The 23969-nt window shown below is 47.1% G+C and carries 19 protein-coding genes; 14 read left to right on the top strand and 5 right to left on the bottom strand.

The features are described from left to right. The first annotated feature begins 199 nt into the window (after positions 1 to 199). The 10 genes from PPRES148_RS05425 to PPRES148_RS05380 all read left to right on the top strand — a co-directional run bounded on the left by PPRES148_RS05425 (position 200) and on the right by PPRES148_RS05380 (position 9596). Positions 200 to 976 carry a polysaccharide deacetylase family protein gene (locus PPRES148_RS05425; RefSeq protein WP_149453577.1) on the top strand — a complete coding sequence of 259 codons (777 nt, stop codon included), beginning with the start codon at positions 200 to 202 and terminating at the stop codon, positions 974 to 976. Positions 977 to 999: 23 nt separating this feature from the next. Next, positions 1000 to 1866 carry a YitT family protein gene (locus PPRES148_RS05420; protein WP_149453576.1) on the top strand — a complete coding sequence of 289 codons (867 nt, stop codon included), beginning with the start codon at positions 1000 to 1002 and terminating at the stop codon, positions 1864 to 1866. Between the two features lie 85 nt (positions 1867 to 1951). Next, a complete protein-coding gene (ruvC, locus tag PPRES148_RS05415; protein WP_342779848.1) occupies positions 1952 to 2470 on the top strand; it encodes a crossover junction endodeoxyribonuclease RuvC in 519 nt (172 codons plus the stop codon). Next, positions 2467 to 3084, top strand: a complete 618-nt coding sequence (ruvA, locus tag PPRES148_RS05410) for a Holliday junction branch migration protein RuvA (protein ID WP_149453574.1) — start codon at positions 2467 to 2469, stop codon at positions 3082 to 3084. Before ruvC ends, ruvA begins: the two co-directional genes overlap by 4 nt. Positions 3085 to 3126: 42 nt before the next feature. Then, on the top strand, positions 3127 to 4149 hold the full coding sequence (gene ruvB / locus PPRES148_RS05405; protein ID WP_246142908.1) for a Holliday junction branch migration DNA helicase RuvB: 1023 nt from the start codon (positions 3127 to 3129) through the stop codon (positions 4147 to 4149). Positions 4150 to 4649: 500 nt separating this feature from the next. After that, on the top strand, positions 4650 to 4961 hold the full coding sequence (locus PPRES148_RS05400) for a hypothetical protein (RefSeq protein WP_149453573.1): 312 nt from the start codon (positions 4650 to 4652) through the stop codon (positions 4959 to 4961). Between the two features lie 89 nt (positions 4962 to 5050). Then, positions 5051 to 5290 carry a hypothetical protein gene (locus PPRES148_RS05395; RefSeq protein WP_149453572.1) on the top strand — a complete coding sequence of 80 codons (240 nt, stop codon included), beginning with the start codon at positions 5051 to 5053 and terminating at the stop codon, positions 5288 to 5290. Between the two features lie 330 nt (positions 5291 to 5620). Beyond that, positions 5621 to 5974, top strand: a complete 354-nt coding sequence (gene yajC / locus PPRES148_RS05390; RefSeq protein WP_149454249.1) for a preprotein translocase subunit YajC — start codon at positions 5621 to 5623, stop codon at positions 5972 to 5974. 1983 nt (positions 5975 to 7957) lie between these two features. Next, positions 7958 to 8965, top strand: coding sequence for a DNA polymerase III subunit delta (holA, locus tag PPRES148_RS05385; RefSeq protein WP_149453571.1), 1008 nt, complete (start codon positions 7958 to 7960; stop codon positions 8963 to 8965). A gap of 34 nt (positions 8966 to 8999) precedes the next feature. Continuing rightward, positions 9000 to 9596: a hypothetical protein gene (locus PPRES148_RS05380; protein ID WP_149453570.1), complete on the top strand. Its 597-nt coding sequence runs from the start codon at positions 9000 to 9002 to the stop codon at positions 9594 to 9596. Between the two features lie 316 nt (positions 9597 to 9912). Here the strand turns inward: PPRES148_RS05380 and PPRES148_RS05375 are convergent, their stop codons facing one another. Continuing rightward, on the bottom strand, positions 9913 to 10443 hold the full coding sequence (locus tag PPRES148_RS05375; protein ID WP_149453569.1) for a CcdC family protein: 531 nt from the start codon (positions 10441 to 10443) through the stop codon (positions 9913 to 9915). A 271-nt stretch (positions 10444 to 10714) separates the two neighbouring features. Between PPRES148_RS05375 and PPRES148_RS05370 the strand changes: the two genes are divergently transcribed. The 3 genes from PPRES148_RS05370 (at position 10715) to PPRES148_RS12905 (ending at position 15153) form a co-directional block, all read left to right on the top strand. After that, on the top strand, positions 10715 to 11776 hold the full coding sequence (locus PPRES148_RS05370; RefSeq protein WP_149453568.1) for a tryptophan--tRNA ligase: 1062 nt from the start codon (positions 10715 to 10717) through the stop codon (positions 11774 to 11776). Positions 11777 to 11823: 47 nt separating this feature from the next. Then, positions 11824 to 12843 (top strand): tryptophan--tRNA ligase, encoded by a 1020-nt coding sequence (trpS, locus tag PPRES148_RS05365; RefSeq protein ID WP_149453567.1) that lies wholly within the window; start codon positions 11824 to 11826, stop codon positions 12841 to 12843. Positions 12844 to 14385: 1542 nt separating this feature from the next. Beyond that, the gene (locus PPRES148_RS12905) at positions 14386 to 15153 is read left to right on the top strand and encodes a hypothetical protein (RefSeq protein ID WP_281289930.1); all 768 of its coding nucleotides are present in this window, start codon (positions 14386 to 14388) and stop codon (positions 15151 to 15153) included. A gap of 804 nt (positions 15154 to 15957) precedes the next feature. Here PPRES148_RS12905 and rpsT read toward each other — a convergent pair. The 4 genes from rpsT to PPRES148_RS11200 form a co-directional block, all read right to left on the bottom strand. Then, positions 15958 to 16260 (bottom strand): 30S ribosomal protein S20, encoded by a 303-nt coding sequence (rpsT, locus tag PPRES148_RS05355; protein ID WP_342779835.1) that lies wholly within the window; start codon positions 16258 to 16260, stop codon positions 15958 to 15960. A 587-nt stretch (positions 16261 to 16847) separates the two neighbouring features. Beyond that, positions 16848 to 18821: an asparagine synthase (glutamine-hydrolyzing) gene (gene asnB, locus PPRES148_RS05350; RefSeq protein WP_149453566.1), complete on the bottom strand. Its 1974-nt coding sequence runs from the start codon at positions 18819 to 18821 to the stop codon at positions 16848 to 16850. 2317 nt (positions 18822 to 21138) lie between these two features. Beyond that, positions 21139 to 21303 carry a hypothetical protein gene (locus PPRES148_RS11205; protein WP_187820655.1) on the bottom strand — a complete coding sequence of 55 codons (165 nt, stop codon included), beginning with the start codon at positions 21301 to 21303 and terminating at the stop codon, positions 21139 to 21141. A 376-nt stretch (positions 21304 to 21679) separates the two neighbouring features. After that, positions 21680 to 21820 (bottom strand): hypothetical protein, encoded by a 141-nt coding sequence (locus tag PPRES148_RS11200; RefSeq protein WP_187820654.1) that lies wholly within the window; start codon positions 21818 to 21820, stop codon positions 21680 to 21682. A gap of 1016 nt (positions 21821 to 22836) precedes the next feature. Between PPRES148_RS11200 and gpr the strand changes: the two genes are divergently transcribed. Further along, positions 22837 to 23865 (top strand): GPR endopeptidase, encoded by a 1029-nt coding sequence (gpr, locus tag PPRES148_RS05345; protein ID WP_149453565.1) that lies wholly within the window; start codon positions 22837 to 22839, stop codon positions 23863 to 23865. The last annotated feature ends 104 nt before the right edge of the window (positions 23866 to 23969 follow it).

The raw sequence follows: 23969 nt of genomic DNA, 5'->3' as shown, positions 1-23969 counted from the left end.
CGTATCGGTTGCATCCCCAATTTGGTCCTGTTTTCCTTTTTTCTCCCAAATATTCATAATCCCAATTTTGCTTGCTAATAATTGATAAAATACTATAATATACAAGAAAATCCTTGTTAAAATAACAAAACCAAAGGGTCCACCCCCATACCGGTAGCCCATTTGAATCATACTAATCGGGCATGGGGGTGACGGGAATATGGGTCAGCGAATTCGGTTGGGAGTAGGATGCATTATAGCGTTATTGCTTTCCTTGTGGGTGGTACCCAGAATGGATGGGGGTTGGTCCAAGGAGGTGATCATCCAGGATTCCCCTATTGACGAACCGGAAGCATTCAAAGAAGCGATTGCTAAAAAACAACTGTACTATCAAGGGGATCGATCGCGGCGTTGGGTGGCACTCACCTTTGACGATGGCCCCGATGAGTACTATACCAAACGGGTCCTTGATATCTTGCGTCGTGAGGGGGTAAAGGCTACCTTTTTTGTAGTTGGTGAACTCATGCAACGCAATCCCCGTCTTTTGCAGCGGATGGTGCGGGAGGGGCATGTGATCGGAAACCACACATGGAGTCACCCCTATTTGCCCTATATTTCGAGGGCCGAGGCCCAAAAGGAAATCTACCGTACTCAGTGGATCATCCAGAATCTTGTAGGCAAACGGCCAAGGTTGATTCGTCCCCCTTTTGGTTCCATGAACAAACGTTTGGTACGCATGCTTTCCGATCATGGGTTCACCGTGGTACACTGGAGCGTGGATACACGGGATTGGTCCGGTCGTTCTGCAAGTTCCATCATCGAGACGATCCAGCAGGGGGTTCACCCGGGGGCCATCATCCTCCAGCATTCAGCAGGTGGAGAGCAACGTCTTCATGGTACATTGGAGGCATTGCCCAAAATCATTCGTTTTCTCAGGCGCTCCGGATATAAAATGGTAACGGTAGATCAACTTTTGCGCATGAAGGCCTACCGATAGAGGAAGGGCACGATTATAATCCTATGCTTTCCAGAAAACAGTGGCTGTTGCTAGGACGAGTTAGCATCCGCTCCCTTTTTGTCATTTTGGGTTCCCTATTGGTGGCCTGTTCCCTACAGTTTTTTATGATCCCCAATCGCATCATCGATGGGGGTGTGACCGGTGTTTCTATTTTGGCGGCTTACCGTACGGCCTTACCCCTCGGTTTTTTCCTTGTAGTTTTCAGTCTTCCATTCTTCGTTTATGGTTACCGGCAAATTGGAAAAACCTTCGCTTTTCTTACGTTGTTGGGTGTAACCAGTTTGGCGTTGGGAACGATCTTTTTGTCCCACATGGGACCAGCGACACGTGACCTCCTCAATGCAGCGGTATTTGGCGGGATCCTTCAGGGTATCGGGGTGGGTCTCGTTCTGCGGTATGGTGGTTCGTTGGATGGGGTCGAGATTTTGGGGATTACGATATCGCGCCATCTCCCCTTTTCCATTGGGCAGATCGTTATGTTTGTCAACTTTTTTATTTTGTGCGCGGCGGGATTTTTCTTTGGCTGGGATCACGCTATGTACTCCCTGATATGCTATTTCATTGCCTTCAAAACCATGGACATTGTGGTGGAGGGTTTGGATGAAACCAAGTCTGTTTGGATTATCAGTGATCATAGTGCCCACATTGCCCAAGTCATTCTCCAGCGTTTGGGGCGGGGTGTTACCTATCTCTATGGTGAGGGTGGTTATACCAGAGAAGGGAAAATGGTAATCTTTTGTATTGTTACCCGCCTTGAGCAGGCCAAGCTCAAAACGATTATCGCCGAGGTGGATCCAAATGCCTTCCTTGCTATCGGTACGATTCATGATGTACAGGGAGGACGTTTCAAAAAAGAGGCTATTCATTGAAGAATTGATGTGAATTTCGGAATGTTTCTTTCATACATACAAACATACAAGAAGGAAAGATGTGGGATGATGAGGGGGGGTTTTTATTTTAGATATTATTTCTCCTATACCACAGCCAGATGCCTGTATCATCGGTTTCGATCCTGGTATTGCACGCCTGGGGTATGGAATTGTATATAAACAGGGTTGTCGCTTTCGGTCCCTAACCCACGGCTGTCTTACGACCGCAAAGGGGCTGGCGTTACCCGAACGATTACTTTCCCTCTCGCAGGGGGTTCAGAAACTGTTGACTCGGTATCGTCTGCAGGGTGTGACCGTGGAGCGTCTTTTCTTTCAGCGTAATGTGACGACCGCTTTTCATGTGGGACAAGTTTGGGGGGTGCTTTCCCTGCATTGCGCGCAGGTTTCCCTACCCGTACGGATTGTTACCCCTTCGCAGGTGAAGATGGCAGTGACAGGTTATGGAAGGGCCGATAAGAAGCAGGTTCAACATATGGTTACTCGTCTTCTGGGTCTTCCCGGTATTCCCCAACCCGATGATACGGCGGATGCTTTAGCCGTGGCGATTTGCGGTCTCCAGGTATGGGATGAGGGGGGCCGATGATTGATTTTCTACGTGGTGTGGTATTCCATGTAACCACACGGGGTGTGGTTGTGGAGACCGGTGGCGGGATCGGTTACGAGATTCTCTTGGTTGGTGGATCTTCGCCCCGTTTGGAAGAGGAAATAATTTTGTATATCCATGAGATGGTACGTGATGAGGTACGTACATGGTATGGATTTCCCACACGTTTGTTACGTGATTGTTTTCGTCAATTGTTGCAGGCGCACGGTGTAGGACCCAAGGCCGCCTGTTTGATATTGGAGAGGAGTACAGTTTCCCAGTTGGCCCAGGCAATTCACGACGGGGATCATGCTTTCTTTGAAAGGGTACCAGGAATTGGTCGTAAAACAGCACAGCGAATCATTTTGGAATTACAAGATCGTAGGTCTGTTTTTACGGAGATAGGGGTATCATCCGAATCCCCTGGGGGTATTTCACCTGAGGGCATTCCACGACAGATGATGGGGGAGGAAGTCATTGCCGCTCTCCAATCCCTTGGCTACAATAAGAGGGAGGCAACGGGGGCTGTCCAGTCCACATCCCTACCTGTCAGTATGTCGGATGAGGGTAGATCGTGGTTGCGGAGGGCTTTGCAATTATTGGGTAGCAAGTAGAATGCAGGGTGTCGAGGGGCAAGGAATAGGGGGGAGGGGCTGTTGCATTCGCAGGTTGAAGGAGAATTGTCTCCGTCATCGCATGAAAACACCGATTCGATAGAGCGTAGTCTACGTCCTCGGACATTGGCGGCGTACATTGGACAAACGCAAGTGAAGGAAAATTTAGAAATTTATATCGCCGCAGCCCGAAAACGGGGAGAGGCCTTGGACCATGTGCTTTTGCATGGTCCTCCTGGATTGGGGAAAACTACGTTGGCGAGGATCATTGCACAGGAGTTGGGTGTGCAGATCAATGTTACATCAGGGCCTGCCATGGATCGGCCAGGGGATCTAGCAGCTATGCTGACGAACCTACAAAACCATGATGTGCTTTTTATTGATGAAATTCATCGTCTTCCCCGGACGTCGACAGAGGTTCTGTATCCAGCTATGGAGGACTTTGCTCTTGATATCGTCCTCGGTAAGGGACCGGGGGCGAGATCTGTACGATTGGATCTCCCATCCTTTACCCTCGTTGGGGCCACAACACGGATGGGATCGTTAACCTCCCCCTTTCGCGACCGTTTTGGTATCGTCCATCGTTTGGAGCCGTATACCCTGACTGATTTGGGGACCATCCTCCATCGTAGTGCAGCTCTTCTCGAGGTTTCTGTGGAATCCTCCGGTGTGGATTTGATTGCCAAAAGGTCAAGGGGTACACCACGGATCGCCAACCGCTTGTTGCGGCGTGTGCGTGATTTTGTGCAGGTACAAGGGCATGCTATGTTGGACGGGGGGGTTGCAGAACAGGCTCTGAACCAGATGCAAGTAGATCCATTGGGTTTGGATACGGTAGATCGGCGCTTGTTGTTGTTACTCCGTGATCGATTTTCCTGTGGGCCAGTAGGTGTGGCTACCGTGGCAGCGGCCATGGGGGAAGAGATCGGAACATTGGAAGAAGTCTATGAACCTTATTTATTGCAAATAGGTCTTCTGGAAAGAACGTTGCGTGGGCGTCGTCTGACGGGTAAGGGGTTGCGTTATCTTGAGGGGGCGGACGATGGTGATCCCTACCCTTCCTAAGGGAATATGCAATTGCTAAGTTATGGATCGTAGGGCATACAGTGGGTTGGTATCGATAGGGTCCATTGATCAGATTCCCATGTGTTTGCCTATGCCAGAGGACAATGGTAGTTGTGTGTCGGTTCATTTGTGTGCATGAAAGCAATTGGGCGAAGGGGGATTAGGGGCGCCTGGGGAAACCCCGATACGTTCCTCCGGGCCCGTTGGGCTCCGGCTTGGGTACGAAGGAAGCTTGGAATGGGTGTTGGGGAACACTGGGGATTTGTACTGCGAGGGGTTTGAGGGGATTCCTTCCGGGTGTCCTTTGTGGTGGTACGGGTAGTAGGCGAGGTAGGTGGTGGGGTGTCCCCCTCTCTTTACATAATACGATGTCCCTATTGGGTTTGATATGAGTCAACTGATGCAGAACTCAGACATTTTTTGTGCAATTCGGGAGTGTAGCCCCCGCTTCCGGATTGCGTGCGATACGGGAATGAATTTTTCTTTTGTGTTCCTGAGGGATGAGGACGGGTTTTTGTCGTCCTGCACATGGGTCTATCCAACGGACAAAGGTGCGTGGGGATTGTGGGTCTGCGGTTCCTGGTTCTGAAGGTGGTTGGCTTTGCGTGGGCTATTTGTGGATGGCAAGTGGATCAACTTTCATTGCCCCTTACATTTTTTTTCAGACCGTGTGTGGGATTGATCGCGGATTTTCATTGGTTGCGTGGGTGGTGTTGTTGATCCCCTGTGGCCTCCCTTATGAATCGGTGGGGGGTTCGCGCGCCAACGTATCACCCTTTTTGGGAAGTTTTCTATCGGTTTGGGTGATGTGATGGTGGCCTTACCTGTTCCACTGAAGGTATGGCTTGTTGCCAGCCAATTTCCTTGATATAGTAGGAGGTAGGTTTCTTGTTTATTCAGTTTGTGTATTCTGCAACTGTTGTGTTGCCAAGATGTCCGATGGGGTTTTCCAATAACAACGTTACGTGATGCTTATGAAGCTCTCTTGTTTATGCTTGCAAGTACCTCAATTGCTGCAAAAACTTTGTCATCCTCATCATTACGATGTATTCTGCCGCTGACCAATACCAATATGTTCCATCTCTATTTGCACCCTGGTATGGGTGTGGTTGTTGGGGGATTGTGTTCCCTTGTGGTCTGAAAAGGTTTTCATATTGTGACGGGATAGCGTAGGTTTCCAGATTTTGTTGCTGTTGTGTCACAGATTCGGGGAAAGGGGATATTGGTTTGTATATCGGCATGGAATTTATCCGGTGTTTGTAATAGGGGTTCTGGTCGTGTTCATTCCGCGTTGTTTGTTGGGGGTAGGGAAATATTGGGATTATATCTGATGTGAGCTATTGTGTTTTTTGCTAGGGTTTACGTGGGAGATTCATGGATTGTTGCGCGGGGGTGATTTTTCCTTTTTCGGAGGAATTTTCTGTCATCGTGTGGTTTTAGTATACAGGAGGTGTGTATTCCCTTGGATGGAATGAATTCAGTATTCTATTTGCTTTTTATGATGGTCATTTTGTTTGGTTCCATATATTTTATGCAGCGTTCCCAAAGGAAGCAGAGGCAGGAAAAGTTGTTGATGCTTAAGAATTTAAAAAAAGGTGATAAGGTTATTACCATTGGGGGTATGCATGGCATAGTGGTTGCTATTGATGAGGACGAAGACGAGGTTGCCTTACGATCAGGGGATATAAGGTTGGTTTTTGAGCGCTCCGCTATCAACGCGGTGGTCAAGCCCAAGGGGGCCAAGGGTCTATCGACCGCCGAATCCTCAGCTGGGGATAGGAAGGGAGAGAAGGGGGAGAGTTCCCCTGATGTACAAGGGGACTAGTTTTTTTATTCCCGTAGTGGGATGCGGGTTGTTCTCCTTCCTGTTTTTGGCCTACCACGGCCAGATACTTGAACCTTGGTTCCGTGGCTAGTGTGGAGCAGGATCGGGCACACCCGTTTCTGTATATTGATTCCCAATTCGCATCCTGTTTCCTTGGCTCTGTGACTGTTTTCTTCGCATGGTTTTCATTCTAAATAGGGTGTAGGCCCCGGAGGAATTCCTTTTTAGATTCTCCTTGTGCCGTTTGATGACCCATCTCAGGGTCTATTTTTTATGAGTATATTTGTTTTTAATAATGATAAATAATCCTCCTTCAATTTCAATAAAAAATAAAATTCGACTTTATGTCGGTTTCCTTGATGTGCGCAAAAGGCTATGAGATAGGAACCAGCTCCTATGATTCCTCGGCGATTTCGGGAGCTCAACAAAAAATAACCGATCGTACTAAATTTTCAGGTGCACTCTTCCAGAAAGAGGTGCCTTTCAACCCCAAAGTACTTACGTCTGAAATATTTACACAGACTGTTTTATACTTATTAATAATATAAACATTTTCTAAATATGTCATTTGATTTAGAAAAATATTCTAATGAGTCTGATACTTTTTTCAGCAGGGGCACCAAGGATAAGATCACCAATAACTACATAGGTTTTAATATATAATAATATTTAAATAAAAAATAAAATTCGACTTTATGTCGGTTTCTTTAGTGTGCGCAAAAGGGGCGAGATAGGAACCGGTTCCTATGATTCCACGGTGATTTCGGTGGTTCAACAAAAAATAACCGATCGCACGAAATTTTCAGGTGCAATCCCCCAGAAAGGGGTACCTTTCCCCCCAAAAGAACTTACGCTGGAAATACCCATAACAATATAAACATTTCCTGAACACATCATTTAATCTACAAAAATATTTTAATAAGTTTGATACCTTTTTTCGCGGTAGCACCAAACAGTAATAACACAAATATTGCCCTGGTACACGATCGTTACAAAAGGGTTTCATCGATACTATGGGACGATCCGACTCCGTGCACTGGGTTTCTTCCGTTGTCTTTGGCTTTTTTTATTACGCCTGGGTCGTTGCCAAGGCGTTTGTGTGGTGCTATGTCGAGTAGACACGGTATTTCGAACCAAGCCTCTCACGTCGAGTAAGGCTGGCATCTCAGTCAACCCTTTCACAGAACCACACGTACTATTCTCGCATTATGTGGCTCCTATGGTCCCATAGAATTTTGCCCATTTAGAACCCCAGTCTGGTGTTACGTTCTCCGTACCTTCCTCTGCCGTGTCCTACCGGGTTTCGATCCAATGTTGCCTGGTCCAACTTGCGATCATCTCCTTATCTCAGATTGTGCGTCCAGTTAGACCCATCGGGTCTAACCCACGATCATTTCTTCGCTTCGGATTGTATGTCCTGTGCACCGCATGCCGCTAGGACAGTAGATAGGTCGTCTTCCTTAGCTTGGCCCCGGGGTAGAGATCTTTACCCTATGGTTTCGACATAAATTGCTCGTTTCGATGCGTCCTCGGCCGGTTCGCTCGCGCTCACCTTCTCAACACTCACCGGACGGAGTCATGCTCCGCCTTTTCCCTAGCCGCTCACGACCTATGCTCTTACCATGAGCCGCGCTAGAGCGGTTTGGAACCTATACCCATCGATCGGTTCGAAAGGGCCTGCTCCTTTATCCTTTCTGCACCTAGCTTGGTGCACGACCTTTCAAGTTCGAGGATATCGATGGTGATAACAAACCGGGATTCACAGACGAGACTCGTACTTTCGTCTATGATGAAAATGTGGGGGTTCAGGGGGGGATATTTATGCTATCATTCGGGTGGGTGTAATTTTCCTCCCCAAGATCGTGATGTCGTGGGATTGGGAGGGAGAAAAGGGTTTTTGATTCCCATCTTCCCCCTCCATTGTGTTCATAAGGTAGTTTTCTTGATCTATAGGGGTTACGTTGCTCCCATAGGGGGGGGAAGATGGAGAAAGTATGGGCGTCCTTGCAGCAGGGTAAGGTGGAACCTGTTTATTTTTTTTATGGCACAGAGGCCTTTTTGTTGCGTAAGACGGTAGAATGGATTATGCGCGTTCTCTCCCAGGGTGGGTCTGTAGATCGAACGGTTTTCGATCTGGAGGAGGAGCCCTTGCAGGCGGCTATACAGGGAGTGTCCACCCCCTCTTTGTTATCAGAACGGCGACTAGTATGGGCCAAACGGGCCCATTGTTTTACTTCCGCCCGTGTCAAGAGGGGTAGTCCGGATCATAAGGTGGAGGCATTAGAGGCCTATTGGAACCATTGCATTCCGGGGAATGTGTTCATTTGCAGTGTTCTTTCCGACGCTTTGGATAAGAGAAAGAAAATAGTGAAAAAGCTCCTTAGTAGTGTTTGTGTGGCTCGTTTTGTCCCCTTTGAAGGGGAAAAGATGCGACGTTGGCTACGAAAACAATTCCGGCAACGCGGGGTAGAAATAGAACCTGGGGCCCTGGATGTTTTGCTACTCCGTGCAGGTTCGGCTATGGAACTCCTGTGTCAGGAATGTCAGAAACTGGTGACCTTTTCCAGGGGGATAGGGCGGGGGATTACCGTTTCCGACGTAGAACTCCTCGTACCTCTTGCATTGTCGGATCAAGTTTTTCAGTTTATGGATCATCTAGTGGGGGGACGGGAAGGCGATGCGTGGAAAACATGGCGATTTATGCGTCAACAGGGGGTAGACGTATTTTTCCTGTTGGCACTTTGGGTACGCCAGGTTCGTTTGCTCCTTCTTGCCAAGCGATTGGGCCAGGTTGCTGTGTTGGCCAGGGAGGCTCGTCTTCCCTTTCATGTTGCTAAACAGACCATTACACATGCGAGGGCGCTTTCAATGGATCAGTTGCATCGGTGGTTGCGGGAAGCCCTGATGACGGAAGAATCGATTAAAACGGGGCGTTTACCGCAAGAAATGGCGATTGAGCGTGCCCTATTGTACGTGGTATTTTCTAGATGAAAATACCCTGAGAAAACGGGGATGGTGATTTAGAATGTATGGTCTACCTCATCAGCACGGTCCTGTTCCCGGGAAATTGAGTCGTTGGTACGGTTTGCAACTCTTGGGGTTTCATGTTGTCGGTGGTGGCCTCGTTCTCATCTTGTGGTTGGGTTGGACTGCACGTGAGGTGTGCAGTTTCTTAGCAGTTCTTTTCCTTCTGGTGGGGTTTCTTCGCCTATGGATTCGCGAACCCTTATGCGTTTACGTACCGGGTTTACGTGATTTGTATCGGTATGAGCGGCAAAGGATGGGGGACGCCTTTCCTCTTTATTACCAGAGTGGGGGGTGGATTTTTCTTTTTCTGGGTTTTTTGTTCGGCTTGCAGGCCTGGTTCCGATCCTCTTCTTCCCCATGGTTGAGAGAAATGCCCGTCGGTTATTGGATTTGTATTGTTGTGTTGGTCCCCATGATTGGAATTGTACATCATCAAATTCATCAACGTTGGGTTCGGCAATGGTCCGTAGAACGTTGGTCCGGGTATAGTCGTGATCGCCAATTATTTTTGAAGATACTGACTTTCCTATTAGTAGGTATTATGCTGGGTGGGGCTATTTCGTACCGATGGTTGGTTCATCTTCAAGTGCGATAATCCGGGATGTTTCTGTGTATGGTAGGGGGGATTTGTTTCTGAAACGGTAGAGAGGGATGCAGGATGTTTGGATTCAGTTTGCTCCCTCAGGGGGATGGATTGGTGCAGATTAGTAGGTATTATGCTGGGTGGGGCTATTTCGTACCGATGGTTGGTTCATCTTCAAGTGCGATAATCCGGGATGTTTCTGTGTATGGTAGGGGGGATTTGTTTCTGAAACGGTAGAGAGGGATGCAGGATGTTTGGATTCAGTTTGCTCCTTCAGGGGGATGGATTGGTGCAGAAAAAACAACCCCGGATGGGGGGTTGCTCTTTTTCAAGGTTTGGATTCCATAGACGGACATTTTTTTACGGAGTTCTGTTGTAATTTACGATAGCTCCTATACAGGGCTAATCTCCAAGGGACAAGCATGCCAAACGCAAGTAGGAACGCCATGCCTCCTGTTTGTGCCCAGCTGAGATACTCCTCCATCCACTCACGGAATAACAGGCGTGCGAGAATGATGAGGATGATGACGGTAAAGGAGGCGGGGGAGGATCGCATACGAACGATGCCCTTATCGTTGATTGTTAGGGATGATGTGAGAATGAGTAGGGGGGCTAACACAAGGCATCCGGTAAGGAGTACGATGAGTCCCCACTGCCACGGCACTTTGAACAGGGGACAGAGGAACATGATCGCCCCTGTGCTCATACCCAGCGGTGGAATCAGTAGGGAACGAGTAGTTACAGGTCGTTTTCTTTCCAGGAACCTCAAATAGAGGATCCCGAGGGCGGCTATAATTCCTAGGGTGGGCACGACCCAGTTCCAGGGTATCATAGAGAACCACTGCATGATCTGTTCCATGACTCGGTACACCCTCCTCCGATCAAGGATTCATCCCCCCGCATTTTATCTCATGTGGGTAAAGGGGTGCAACCGATGTGGGTTGTTGGGGGATGCTTTTCCGTGGGATTTGGGTGGGGATGGGGCTCATTTGCTATGATCTGTTTGAATCTGCTAGAATTGTGAACCAGGATGTAGAACATGTTTTTGGATCGTTCGGCGATCACCCACGGGAGATTTCTGCTGTTTTTTATCGGGGCCTAGGGAATTGTGGACGGGGGGATTGTCTATCATGGCACTCGAGGTGGGGTTGTCCTATGCGAAATCATCAAATAAGCCGACGCGTGCTATAGAAGAAATCGATACGATGTTGATGTTTGTCAAGCCGGATCGAAAGCTGAACTTATATGATTATGTAAGTTTCATTCGTCCCGCCGGTCTTAGCTGGTTTCATAATACAGATACGTTTTTTCTCTGCATACAGGATTGTGAGGCTTTATCTGTAGTTCCCGATCGGGAGCTGGTTCGGGAGTATGCCTATGGATTGGCCGGTGTGTATTTGGCACTTGGGGTGAATCGTGAGGAAAATTTTTTCATGTTCTTAGAGTCCGATGTTCCTGAAGCCATGGAGATAGCGGGTGTTTTGGAATGTTTGATCCAAAAGGGGGACTGGAAATCCCTGCGTACATTGGGGAGGGGGTCAGGATCCCCGGGTTCCGTGTCCAGTAGTGTCATTCCCTTTCCCCGTTATCCCGTTCTTCAGGCTGCGCAATGTCTTGCCTACCCAATGGATGCCATGATATTGCCGAGATCCGAGGTAGCGTTGTCCGAGTGGACATCAGCATTGGGGGAACGTTTCCACGGTTTACATACGGGGGAGTCCGTTTTTAGGATACCGGAAATTCTACACCCCGTGGAGTTGGAACCTCTGCGTGCCCTTGATGATCCGCATCGGGCGATGGGGGATACGGGGCCGGGGGGTTGTATTTACCTGCTGGATCCTCTAGCGTCTACGGCGAGGAAGTTTCGCAAGCTAGCGTTAGAAAGTGGTGGCATTGTTTATGATCCACGTGAAAAGCCCGTGATCAGTAATTTGTTGACACTCTGTCGTTGGGCTACAGGTTTTTCCTATCCTTACATGACAGGTAGACTGTTCTCCGGTATGGACCATGATGATTTTAAGAAGGCGGCGAAGGAGATGGCCTATATTCTATTGCGTCCTGTGCAACGTAACTACAAGGAAGCGGTTACAAAGGGGGCAATTGCCGCTGAATTGAGGAAGGGCGCGCAGAAGGCTCGCTCGTTTGCTGGCCTGACTTGTCAGAAAATGCGTGAGGTGTTAGGCAGGGGATAGTCCATGGAGGGGGTTCTATTGGCGGGTTAGGGAAGGGTGAGTTTGTCGTGTCAGCAATCGTGATAACAGGTATTCAGGCGAGTGGTAGTTTGCATTTAGGGAATTATCTCGGTGCCATCCGCCCTATGCTAGAATGGCAATCCCGTTCTGCTACGATTTTTTTCTTTGTTGCCGATCTCCATGCGTTGACGACGGTGCGGGATCCCGCGGTTCTACGGAGATCTGTGTTAGAGGTGGTCCGCTTGTACCTTGCGGCGGGCTTGGATCCACAGAAGGTAACGATTTTCGTCCAATCGGCTGTTCCTGCCCATAGTGAAGCCGCTTGGCTTTTGCAGTGTGTAGCGCCCATGGGTGAATTGCGGCGTATGACGCAATTCAAACAGAAGCAGGGTACTGCGTACGAAGGCTCTGTTAAAGTAGGTTTGTATACATATCCTGTGTTACAAGCAGCGGATGTTTTACTGTACCAGGCGGATTTTGTTCCGGTGGGTGAGGACCAGCTGCAACATCTAGAGCTGATGCGTACGCTGGCGAACAAATTCCACCATTGGTACGGGGAGGGTATTTTCAAGATACCGAAGTCTTTGGTACATCCGCAGGCGGCGCGTGTGATGTCCCTGGATAATCCGCGGCAGAAGATGAGCAAAAGCGGAGACCCCTCGGGTTGTTTGTATTTGTTGGACTCCCCTGACAAGGTGGCTCGAAAGATTAAGAAGGCGGTTACGGATATGGAGGGTACGGTTCGTTATGATGTGGCTAACAAGCCAGGGATCAGTAACCTGCTAATGATTCATCATCTGTTGAGTGGAGTTTCCATGGATGATCTGGAGAGGTTGTATGCGGACAAGGGATATGGAGTTTTCAAGGGGGAATTGGTTGAGGTTGTTTGTGGGGCTCTCGAACCGATTCGTGAATCCTATGCTGATCTGATAGAGGGGGATGATGTGGTTCGCTACCTACAACGGGGTAGTGCAAAGGCTCGTGAGGTGGCTGGGCAAACTCTGCACCGTATGCAGAGGTCGATGGGAATCGAATCCTTTGGTTCGGTATTACATGAGGGGGATTAGGGAGGGAGAATGGGCATTTTTATAGGGCTGTTATGATATGGTTGGTTTGTTCATCGTCGAAATAAAGGTGTCGGAACCTATCCCTAAAACGAAGCCAAGCTATCCGCTGTCCTGGTGGTATCGGATCGCAACCTGTTAAGGGGTGATATCAGGGCGCAGGAAGTACTGAATGCATAGTTCCAGGTCGAGCGTAATGGTGGAACATATGGGATCGAATAAGGTGTTTATTGCTTAATTCTGAGCTAAGGCAAAACCCATACAAGATGGGAAAAGGTCGGAAATCCCGAAGCCGGATGGGGGAAGAGACCCCTTGGAGTGCTCACAATTAGGGGATAGCCCATACGATAGCCAAGAATCAATGACTCGAACCCCTGCGCTTTGTCCCCGATTCCTTCGGATGTCGCCCGGGAAATCTTCCTCGGATGTGGTAGATCGGCATGGAAAACGATGTTGGAAATACGTTGTTGGAAATACGTTTGGTGGATCGATCTTGATGGCGGGGTAATTCTTTGACAATATACTATATGACTTGTTCATAAGGACATGGAAGCATTGTGGTGGCATAGACCAAGGGATACTCCTTGCTCCGTTTCCTATGGGACAATCAAAAGAGATGAGGAACCAAGGGACCAACCGCAAGGGGGCGTCCTAGGCCCCTACTGACCCCACTGGTTCCTGCACTACTATAGAAGAATTGCAACAGTGGATGGCCCGTTCTCCTGGGGGCTTTTCAGGGATTTTTTGAAGGTCTATCCTATCCAATAGGAGGTTCCTCTTGAGCCCTAATTATCAAAATATAGTTATTTTTTATAAATATGAAGGTTGAAATCAACTTTGAATACTGTTTTTTATTTATACATAATTTTTTGTTTTGTTATTATGTACTTCTGTATCCCTGAAAATGATTCGGTACAGGTAGGGACAGGCAACCGAATCCTATGTATATCATTTCATGTAATTATAAAAAATATGGAATAGAGAGTGGTACTACCAATGATCTGTTCTATACACCCCGCCTTATCTGCTCCCCCTTGTGAAGGAAAATCCAGAAGATATCCTCGTCGGACGTGTGCAGACCCTATGAGGGAAAGGGTCATCAGTGATGGAATCGTTCGTATGATCAAGAAACAGATGAGTGGATGACTTTCCCAATTTGGGTTGCTTCGATTATCAGCAAAGCAATGTAGATGGCCAGCCAACTTTATGAATGCAAACAGGAATTGGAACGGGATCTTTATTTTGATGATTAGAATTTAGAGGGAACCCCCTTTGGGTAGGGTAAATCCTTCAGAAAATACCTGAAGAGACCCCCGGGGAAATGTATGCACGTGATGGAACGCAATCGTGGGGATGGCCCGTAGGACGGCGGAGTACACACGGGAACCTCTGAAATTCGAGTAAGAAGAGGGGCCAAACGGGGAGGAGATAAGGGGAGGTGGGGTTTCGGGAACCCACCCTCCCCCCCGGGTCAATGTCTGGAAAGACTGATTGGGTACCTCATGTAAGGACATGCCCAATCATTCGGGTTTAAGAGGTTCCCCTTTGGATCCGGAAATATCCCCTAAAAGGCTCATTCAGGAATTCACACCCATAGTAGGATTCTGCCGGTCCAGTTCTTGCGGCTCCACTGGTCTTGTTGGTTTCTGTGTTTCCACTGATTCCTGTGGTTTTATAGGTCCCTCCGTTTTTTGTATCCCTACTGGTCCTTCGGGTCTCTGTGTTTCTGGTGTTCCTACCGATTTTGGTGGTCCCATGGATCCTGCTGCTGGTCCCTGTGCCCTCGGCATCTTTGCCGATCCCAGTGGTCCCACTGATTTTGCTGGGCTCTGTGTTCCTAATGTTTTCACTGTTCTTGTTAGTCCTGTAGGACCTGTTAGTCCTGTAGGACTTGTTGGTCCTGTGGGACTCGTTGGACTTGTTGGTCCCGTTGGACTTGTAGGCCCTGTAGGCCCTGTAGGACTTGTAGGACTTGTAGGCCCTGTAGGACTTGTAGGACTTGTAGGCCCTGTAGGACTTGTAGGACTTGTAGGCCCTGTAGGACTTGTAGGACTTGTAGGACTTGTAGGCCCTGTAGGACTTGTAGGACTTGTAGGCCCTGTAGGACTTGTAGGACTTGTAGGCCCTGTAGGACTTGTTGGTCCTGTTGGTCCTGTTGGCCCCGTTGGTCTTGTTGGTCCCGTCGGACATATTATTTTTATTGGTTTTGTTGGTTTTACCGGACCTGTTGATCCTCTCGAACTTGTTGTCTTTTTTGGCCCTGTTGGTTTTGGCGGATTTGTTGGTTTGGTAGAAAATCGTGGTGGATTATAATTCATGATCACGGTGTTGTATCACCCCATTGATGATTATTAGAAAGGAAATCTTGTGATGTTTCTCTTTAATTTTTATTTTATAAATAAAAATGTTTTGGTATATTAGTTATTTTTAACGTATTAACATAATATGACAAAAGTTTTTATTTTGCCACAATATTTTATAATATATAATATATTTTTTATATATACTTATGATTTCATAATTATATATAGAATAAAAAGGCAAAATTCATTAGGAATACTTGTAGGGACATATTTTTATGAAGCTTTATGTTTTTCCCTATCACTCTGTTTCCGAAGATGCTGGTTGTATCGTACAAACATTACGTAATTTTGATAATTCCTTATAATGCCGTAGCTTTGGTATGGACTTCGATTGTACAATCCTCTCCTACTGAGGGATGCGAACAGTTTTTTTCTTCATCATAAAAAAATAGGATCCCTCTAGGCCTTTCCGATTTCGTGTCCATCAGGGTCTGAAGATCCGGTATAGTGGAATGTTATTATTTACTAATTATTTTATTATAAAATATGATATGAAGTAGGACATTCTCCCCACGAAATTGTACGATCACGCCGTTTTGCAATGTCGTGGGGAACCAGATACCCAGCCGTCCTGCAGCTTGCTCTATTGGTATACCGAATTTTTCAAATATTGTAAATAATGCAGGGAATCGTTCCTCATTTTTGCGGAGGGAAAATGAGGGGGGTTGTTCATATCCTTCATATGTAGGCAAAAAAACCTGTGCCTAGAAGGGCACAGGTTTTTTCTATTATGCGATGATTATATTTTTATACACTAACCAGATTTGGACAACTGATCTACACGACGCGCTAATTGCGATTTATAACGTGCTGCTTTGTTGGAGTGAATGATTCTCTTTTTTGCCGCTTTGTCGATCCTACTCACGCTCTCGTGCAACAATTCCTTGGAGGCCTGGACATCTCCAGATTCAATGGCAAGTATGCACTTTTTTATAGCGGTGCGCATGGCTGAACGTTTGGAAACATTACGTTTTCTACGTATTTCTGACGTGCGAACCCTCTTTGTAGCTGATTTTGTATTGGCCATTCTTTCCCCACCTTCCTTTCTCTTTCCCATCTTCCCCGCTTACAATCCAATGCCTATTGTACCCCGTTGTGAAAATGGAATCAATGGATTTTTTTCAAAGGGGGATTTTGGTCGTATCCTGAATTTGGTGTCAGTCCCTGGAGATTCCTTTTTGTCTTTTCTGCGTCATCGGATGGATCGTTTCAGCATTTATTTTTTTACTAGTTAACTAATTACTTATATATAGTAAAATATAAATTACTTCCATTACATATATATTTCCTTCTATTACTATTATTTCTTTCCCGGCACGCAATATACCTGCTTAGGTATCTGTTATTTCCCACCAAGCCCCCTAGGGACCCCCTTGAGTCCACACTGAACCCGCCTTCCCTTCGTTGGAAGCTGCATGCTAATCTCTTTGTTGGGTTTATAATTTAGTTCTTCCGCCCCGCTTGAAATATTTTGCAAGGAGGGGTCCAGGTTCGTATACCTCCTATTGGGTACTCCCCCCGTGGAGGTCCCTCTCCCCCGGATGGTTCCTCTCGTTTTCCATCCCACATGGGATCTTCTCGTATGATCTGATCCGAAAAAACCTGGAGGACAGTTCATGGGCAGTTTGGGGAATCTAAAATTACCTAATTCCCGGAAGTAACACCGCATTCGGGATGCGATCTTTTCAATCCCCCTATGGGGAGAGGAAGGGGTTCGAAATTCTGTCGTGGGGACATTCCTAGATCAATGGTCCGTAGTTGTTCAACGTAGATGGAATACCAAAGTAGAAACATGAGCACGGTCCATATCGCCCTGCTATGGTTTTTTCTACCACGGAAATGCTCATCCAATAGCTTGAGAGCATAACCCGTATCGATGATAGGGTTGGATTTCGAATTGGTTAATAGGTCCAGTGCCCACTCGTGCAAATCATTCTTTAGCCAGGGATTCAGTGGGACAGGAAATCCGAGTTTTGGGCGTTGTATGACATCCTTAGGTAAATAGGAGCGCATTGCCTCGCGCAAAATCCATTTCGTTGTTGCATTACGAATTCGGTACTGGGTGGGAATACGTTTTGCAGCGGCAAACACGGCACTGTCAAGAAAGGGGACCCGTGTTTCTAGGGAGTGAGCCATAGACATTTTGTCCGATTTTACGAGGATATCACCACGTAGCCACGTATGTATGTCGATAAATTGCATACGCGTTACGTCGTCTAGCTTATGGGTGCTAGCATAGAGGGGTTTTGTTATGTCCTGTGGCCCTCCGTATTCCTCGGGGGGGAGGAAATCTGTACGGAAAATTTCATTTTTCATGGATTCAGAGAAAATACGGGCATTTCCAATGAAACGTTGTTCCAGCGGTGTGCTCCCCCGTAGGAGGTAGCCGCGGCCATATAAGCCCTCGGGTAGTCGATTGGCGTATGTGGCTAGGGTGCGTCGAAAACGTTTCGGCATAGATGTAATAACCCGTAGCATGTGCGGCTCCCGATAGATTCCGTAGCCACCGAATAGTTCGTCAGCTCCCTCACCGGAGAGTGTTACCTTGACGTAACGTCGGGCCATTTGCGCGACAAAATACAGGGGTATAGCGGCGGGATCAGCCACGGGTTCATCAAAGTACCACGATAGACGAGATAAATTTTCCATAAAATCTTGGGAGGTGATGATCATTTCATGATGCTCTGTTCCTAGAAAATTTGCGATTTGTCTAGCAGGCTCCAATTCATTAGCTGTTGGTACCGAAAAACCCACCGAAAAGGTGTGTAGGGGTCCATAACATCGTAATAATGCTGCAATGCAGGCGGAATCAATGCCGCTAGATAAAAAACTCCCGTAAGACACATCGCACTGGCGATGTACCTTCACTGAGTCAAATAGAGCCGATCGGACGGAGGTGATATGTTCCTCGAGCGGGATGCTTTCGTCCGGAGTCAGCTCCAGGGAGGTGTAGGATTCGATAACTGGGGTATGATTCTGTAGACCGTCACAGCGGACAACGAAGGTGCAGCCCGCGGGGACCTTGTGAATATGTGTGAACATGGTGGCTGGTTCGGGGACATATTGGAAGGTAAAGTAGTGATAGGCGGAGAGGGGATTGATGTCTCTGGGTACATGGGGGTACATCAATAGGCTTTTAGTCTCTGAGGAAAGGGCCACACCCCTTGAGTTGTGGGTGTAGCAGAGGGGCTTGATACCAAAGGGATCACGGGCACCGAATAACCGATTATGTAATCCATCCCACAGAACAAAGGCAAACATACCGCGCAGATAGCGTGGGGCTTTTTGTCCCACGGCTTCGTAAAGACGTAGGATAACCTCCGTATCGGAACGGGTGGTACAGTTATACCCTTGATCCCCTAACCACCTGCGTAGACTCGCATGATTATAGATTTCGCCGTTGAAGACAATCCACAGATCCCTTGTTTTATTCACCATGGGTTGTCGCCCACCCTGTTGATCTAGGATGCTCAGCCGTTGGAAGCCGAACCCTGTACGTCGATCAATAAGAAAACCCTGATCATCAGGACCCCGGTGTGCGATAGCCTCCGTCATGAGCCGCAGCTCATCTTCTTTCACGTATTCCTCCCACTGATGAATCGCCACAAAACCGCACATAATGCCTCCTGTTCAACTCCTTTCCTTTGACTCAGCAAGAATCCCGAGGAAGGAAAGGATATCTAGCTCTTTGTTGTATTCATACATAATCCGGGGACGACCCAATCTTTCTGTACGGAGGGTGGCTGCCCCCGAGTTCGTATGTAAATTTTCCGAACATAATTTTGGGGAAATATTCTAACGTTTGCAAGGTATTTTTCGTGACAATGCTTACATGAATATTGATAATGTCTTGCATTTAGTATTACGGTACTAGCGAAAATAGCGGTGACGGAGGCAGTTGCTATCCTAACCGCGTTGTCTTTCACCCCCTACTATCCATTGAACAAATATTTTTAAAAACAAAATAATTTGTTTAGGTAGGTACGGATCGAAGGGGTGGTTCTGCTTTTGCCTCAGTCCTGTATTACATAAAAACAAAACCGTGTGTTTACTGCACTTTTTTGTCCAGTCCCTTGTTCATTTCTCCCATATAAAAATTTTATAAAAATTCAGAAGGAAACAGGCCATGAGTTTTCCTGTTCACTCTTTCGTGAAGAACAGAAAGCTTCAATTCAGAGAGAATATGTTAGGACCGAGGTCCTATTGTACACATTCTATCCTACAATTTCCATTCTGTGAAGAATCTATCAGAAAATTTCTTTATAGGGTACGTATGAACCCTATGGAAGCAGGGGCTATCCGCAATGAAAACAGTTTTGGCCATCAACCAACGGGTGATCAGGAAAACTCGGATTCGGGACCTAAACAGTGTCAGGACCGTTATGAATAGCTAGTGAACTACGAGTGTGGTGGGGTTGAGTTAGGGCGAAATTGTTTTCAGAGTGACCCAAACGCCCGTTGTGGGGGGTTCTGCAGGATGGGTCATAAAACAACCCGGTATCTGGGGATGAGATGGGGCCATATTCCTGAATTTTTGTTTCACAATCAGGGGGGGTTGTTTCTAAATCTCCATTTCTGGAGGATCCGGTTCGTCTTAGGGTATGCAATATGTCTTTGGAGGATTTTTCCCGAAATCCCACTCATAGCAGAACCGTAGAGTTTTGTGGGCAATCCCTCCCTGGTCATTTGATATACCAATAGGATTCTTTTCTGAGTTCCCGGATGGAAACAACTGCCCTCTGAATAATGGAGGAATACAGGGGGACAAGGAGGGCAAGGAGGGCAAGCATAGGGAATATTTTTTTCTTCCTTTCCTCTGTAGGTCCCCCATTTGTTGATTTTCATCCCCCAACTTAGGGTTCTACTGGACGCCATGTTTATTGTGTAGGAGGCTTTTGCACCATAGCGGGTCTTTTGTTCTATGATTCTCTGTTCCCCCTGTATCTTTCTTACAAGGGGGGGCCCCTGGCATGGATAGGGAGGGGGTGTTCAGCTATGGAAACCGACCGCGTAGATAGCAGAACCACCCGGCTTGTTCCAAGTTATAGAGGAATCGATTAGTAAAGCGGGATTTCTTTTACTAGACAGGCCCATCCGGGCCCGAATGAAACGGGGGATGTGTGAGATCCATTGGGTGGATGGTTCGGATTAGGGCGTGGGTTCCCTCTTCGGAATCCCATGTTACTTATGTATGGGGACGTTGAGATCCTTTTCGATGTTCTCTTTCCCTTATAATTCCCCGCTATTTCTAGGCTTTGATAGCCCTGTTGTTTCCAAACATAACAATGGAGATGGATGAAAGATGGATTTTTTATGTTCAATGAAAATAATAAATGATAATATCTAAATAAATATAAAAAAGATTTCATGGGGATATGATACGACAAACTCTGTACTGTTTGAGTTAGGAACCAGAACCTCACAAGTAGATTGATATTGCAAATTTATCCTTTTGTGTATGAAATTTTACAATTTATATTAAGCAATAAATCAAGGGAATGAACTTCGATCGAACTACTTGTGAAGGACAAAAATCGAGTGTTCTTCCTTAGCCTGGGAAGAAGAACCGGAATAAAAAATTTTCGCAGGGTTTCTTCTACCAGAACCTTTTCGATCTCTGGCTGAACATGAAATAACCTCCGCCATTTCGTAGTATATTTGTTATGAACATAATACTTGATTTTAATCAATGGATAAGAATTAGTTTGTCTCTAAATTACTATTTTCATCCAAATTAGAACTTTCTATATTTTTTCTCTTCCCGGTAGTCCTTTGTTTTGGATTTGGACGCACACAATGGTGGACGAAACGGTCATCGTCCCGATCCTTCCGTTTTTTCCCCTCTAGTATCTATGGGACAACCTTCTTAAAATAAAACTATTCGTCAGGCATGCATAACTAGGAGAATATTTTTACTTCAGCACTATCTGGGGATTCAGATAAGGAATAGGTTTCTCCTACTGGGCCCACACAGAGGGTCTAGTAGGGAGGATGACGGGCTTATACCGACTCTCTTTGTGTTTGCTCGAAAACCCTTTTGCCTATGGAACTCTTCTTCCTTCAGACCCTCCACTCTGGTCGTATTTTCGATACTTGCCATGGGGGAAATTTCCTATTCCCTTTTCGGGGAAATCGACTCGTTTTGTCCCGCACATGGACGCTCTTTCCGGCGGGGTATTCCTACCTATTTTGTTGTTGTCGGGTAGGGGGTACCCCGGCCAATTTTTTCATGAGAACCGTACACAATAGCCTTCTATGATACAGCTCTTCCCATGCCATCCCAATCCCCAAACCATTCAAGTTCTACTTCGATTATGGAGATCTGAGGTTTTCGTGATCCCCCAAGTGGGTTGCCCACTAAGGTCCTCTTTTGTATACGGAGTTGTTCTCAATTGTTCTGGCTTTTATTGCGCCTGGCAACGGCCAGGCGTCCGTACGACGGCGACGTCTCAAGTTCTGTACAAAGACCGCCTAGATTAGGTTTTTTCCATCTTGTACACTGCATGCAACTCGGATCGTAAGTGGTCGTCTTTTGCGACTTCCCCCGATGTGCCGGCCCATACCTCGGTTTCGACATGAATGGTTCCGTTCGATGCATTCTCGAATGGTTTCTCCACTCCCATTGGGCTCTCTGATCCCTACACCCGATGGGGATTCTAACCCAAAACCAGTATCGTTGGGTGGTTTGGAGCCTGTTGCATCCACCAACCAGCCATGAAGAACCGATTGCAACTTTCATTGCTTATACAGCTTATGGGACACACCCCCGACGAAATTCCTTCGTGGGGGTTTCCTCCCCCATATGTCCCATTGTTTATTCGGTTTCACGAGGCTCCATGTCCTTATTGCGAGTTTCCCGCCCCATTGGGCTTTGTGGGTTCTTCGCTTTACATTCGGACCCGTCTTCCTACTGGATCTCGTGAGTACCGTTTTCCCAAGCCCCCTGCTATGAAAATTTTTCAGGGGATTGCAATGGATCATGAACCCACACCTCTGCCATGATTTGAACAGTGGATTCCGGGTATGGGGATTCAGTATTTCACCAGGAAGGGTCTTCAATCCTAGGTACACTTGGGTATTTTGGACCAATGACGGTTGGGTTTCATATTCCGGAGCACAGTAGGGGGAACCAATACGGATGACTGGTTCTAGTGCAGGAACGAAATCGCTTCCCATCTCATGTCTATTCATTGGATGATGGTATTTTTTACAAACATTATTATATCATGAAACTACGGAAAAATAGGGAAAATAATGTGGGACAGTGACCGTCCTCATCACCATCGCCTGTGCTAATACCACAGATACTAGATAGGTACACTACAATATCAACAGGTGTGGAAAACAATGTTTATATATAAATAATAATTTAATATTTACTATAGAAACAATGATATGAGCAGCAAGGATTATTCTCATGAAAAAGAAGGCCATGAGAGATCCTTCTTCGTACTCATGGAGGCCTCAGAACATGAGGAGGAACCAACTCAATTTATCATAGTGCAACGAGGGGATCAAGTGAATGTTCATGAGGGTGATCCTCGTGGTTGGCATGTATTTCCATTCGATACTCTGTGCAAACTGGGTAGCATGGGAACAGGATAGAGGAAAAAAGATGGGGGAATAAATTATTATGGCAGATGAAACTATGATACGTACTGATCTAGCACGTGAGGCTTATGAGGATATGTTGCTCCAGCAGAAGCAAGCCGAACTATTGGAAGGGGATTTGGACGGGGTTCGTGTACAGGTAGATGAAGTGGATGACATTAGCATGCATTGGTTGTGGATCGACAGGGATAGGGCGGCTAAGTTGATGGGTCGCGAGTCTGGTGTGTACTTTACGTTGGAGGCCCCTTCTTTACGAAACCCGAATCCGGAGATAGAACGTAGGGTAACGGAAATTTTTGTGGAACAATTTGATAAATTTTTATCCGAATTGAATGTGGAGCCCAATGCAAGTTGCTTATTGGTGGGTTTGGGGAATCATCACGTGACCCCTGATTCCTTTGGTCCTCATGTAGTGCGCCATGCCATTGTTACTCGTCACCTCTTCCAGCTTTCTCCTGACGACGTTGCGGAGGGTTATCGGCCCGTCAGTGCCTTGTCTCCTGGGGTTATGGGTATTACCGGGGTAGAGACCAGTGAGATTGTGCAGGGTGTTGTGGAGCGTGTTCAGCCCGATTTGGTCATTGTATTTGACGCCCTGGCCGCCCGCGCGTTGGGCCGTGTTCATACGACAGTTCAGGTGACGAGTACGGGTATCCATCCCGGGAGTGGGGTGGGCAATCGTCGTAAGGCACTCAATGAGGAGGTTCTAGGTGTACCCGTTATGGCAGTGGGCGTACCTACGGTGGTCGATGCCGCTACGATTGCTTATGATTCTATGACGGCTGTTCTGGGTCATCTCCAACAGCAGGTCCCCGGCGGAAAGGATTCCAATAGGGAGAAATGGATGGGATTACTGGGCCAACTCTCCAGTGTGGAGCAGCGCCAGCTCATTCAGGAGGTGCTGTCTCCTTTGGGTCATAATTTGTGGGTGACACCAAAGGAAACGGATGCTTTCATTGGCACCATGGCGCGTATTGTGGCTAATAGCCTCAACTGCACCCTCCATGCCGCAGTCCATTTGGACAATCTCGCCTCGCATACGATTTGTTAGTTGGTTGGGTAGAGAATCCCCCGTCCCGTTTTCGCATTTCTTCCATTCTATTCCTGTGGGATATCACATAGGGTGGAATGGGAGATCACCGTGAAGTGGGGGAT

Source organism: Pasteuria penetrans, from assembly GCF_900538055.1.
GTDB classification, from domain to species: Bacteria; Bacillota; Bacilli; order Thermoactinomycetales; family Thermoactinomycetaceae; genus Pasteuria; species Pasteuria penetrans.
This window is presented reverse-complemented; position numbering and strand designations above follow the sequence as displayed.

Coding starts and splice junctions, on each gene's coding strand:
- PPRES148_RS05375 (WP_149453569.1), bottom strand. CDS start 10,443: ATGGAACAGATCATGCAGTGGTTCTCTATGATACCCTGGAACTGGGTC.
- PPRES148_RS05400 (WP_149453573.1), top strand. CDS start 4,650: ATGAGGACGGGTTTTTGTCGTCCTGCACATGGGTCTATCCAACGGACA.
- gpr (WP_149453565.1), top strand. CDS start 22,837: ATGGCAGATGAAACTATGATACGTACTGATCTAGCACGTGAGGCTTAT.
- PPRES148_RS05380 (WP_149453570.1), top strand. CDS start 9,000: ATGTATGGTCTACCTCATCAGCACGGTCCTGTTCCCGGGAAATTGAGT.
- yajC (WP_149454249.1), top strand. CDS start 5,621: ATGAATTCAGTATTCTATTTGCTTTTTATGATGGTCATTTTGTTTGGT.
- PPRES148_RS05425 (WP_149453577.1), top strand. CDS start 200: ATGGGTCAGCGAATTCGGTTGGGAGTAGGATGCATTATAGCGTTATTG.
- PPRES148_RS11205 (WP_187820655.1), bottom strand. CDS start 21,303: ATGGCAAGTATCGAAAATACGACCAGAGTGGAGGGTCTGAAGGAAGAA.
- rpsT (WP_342779835.1), bottom strand. CDS start 16,260: ATGGGAAAGAGAAAGGAAGGTGGGGAAAGAATGGCCAATACAAAATCA.
- holA (WP_149453571.1), top strand. CDS start 7,958: ATGGAGAAAGTATGGGCGTCCTTGCAGCAGGGTAAGGTGGAACCTGTT.
- ruvA (WP_149453574.1), top strand. CDS start 2,467: ATGATTGATTTTCTACGTGGTGTGGTATTCCATGTAACCACACGGGGT.
- PPRES148_RS05370 (WP_149453568.1), top strand. CDS start 10,715: ATGGCACTCGAGGTGGGGTTGTCCTATGCGAAATCATCAAATAAGCCG.
- PPRES148_RS05420 (WP_149453576.1), top strand. CDS start 1,000: ATGCTTTCCAGAAAACAGTGGCTGTTGCTAGGACGAGTTAGCATCCGC.
- asnB (WP_149453566.1), bottom strand. CDS start 18,821: ATGTGCGGTTTTGTGGCGATTCATCAGTGGGAGGAATACGTGAAAGAA.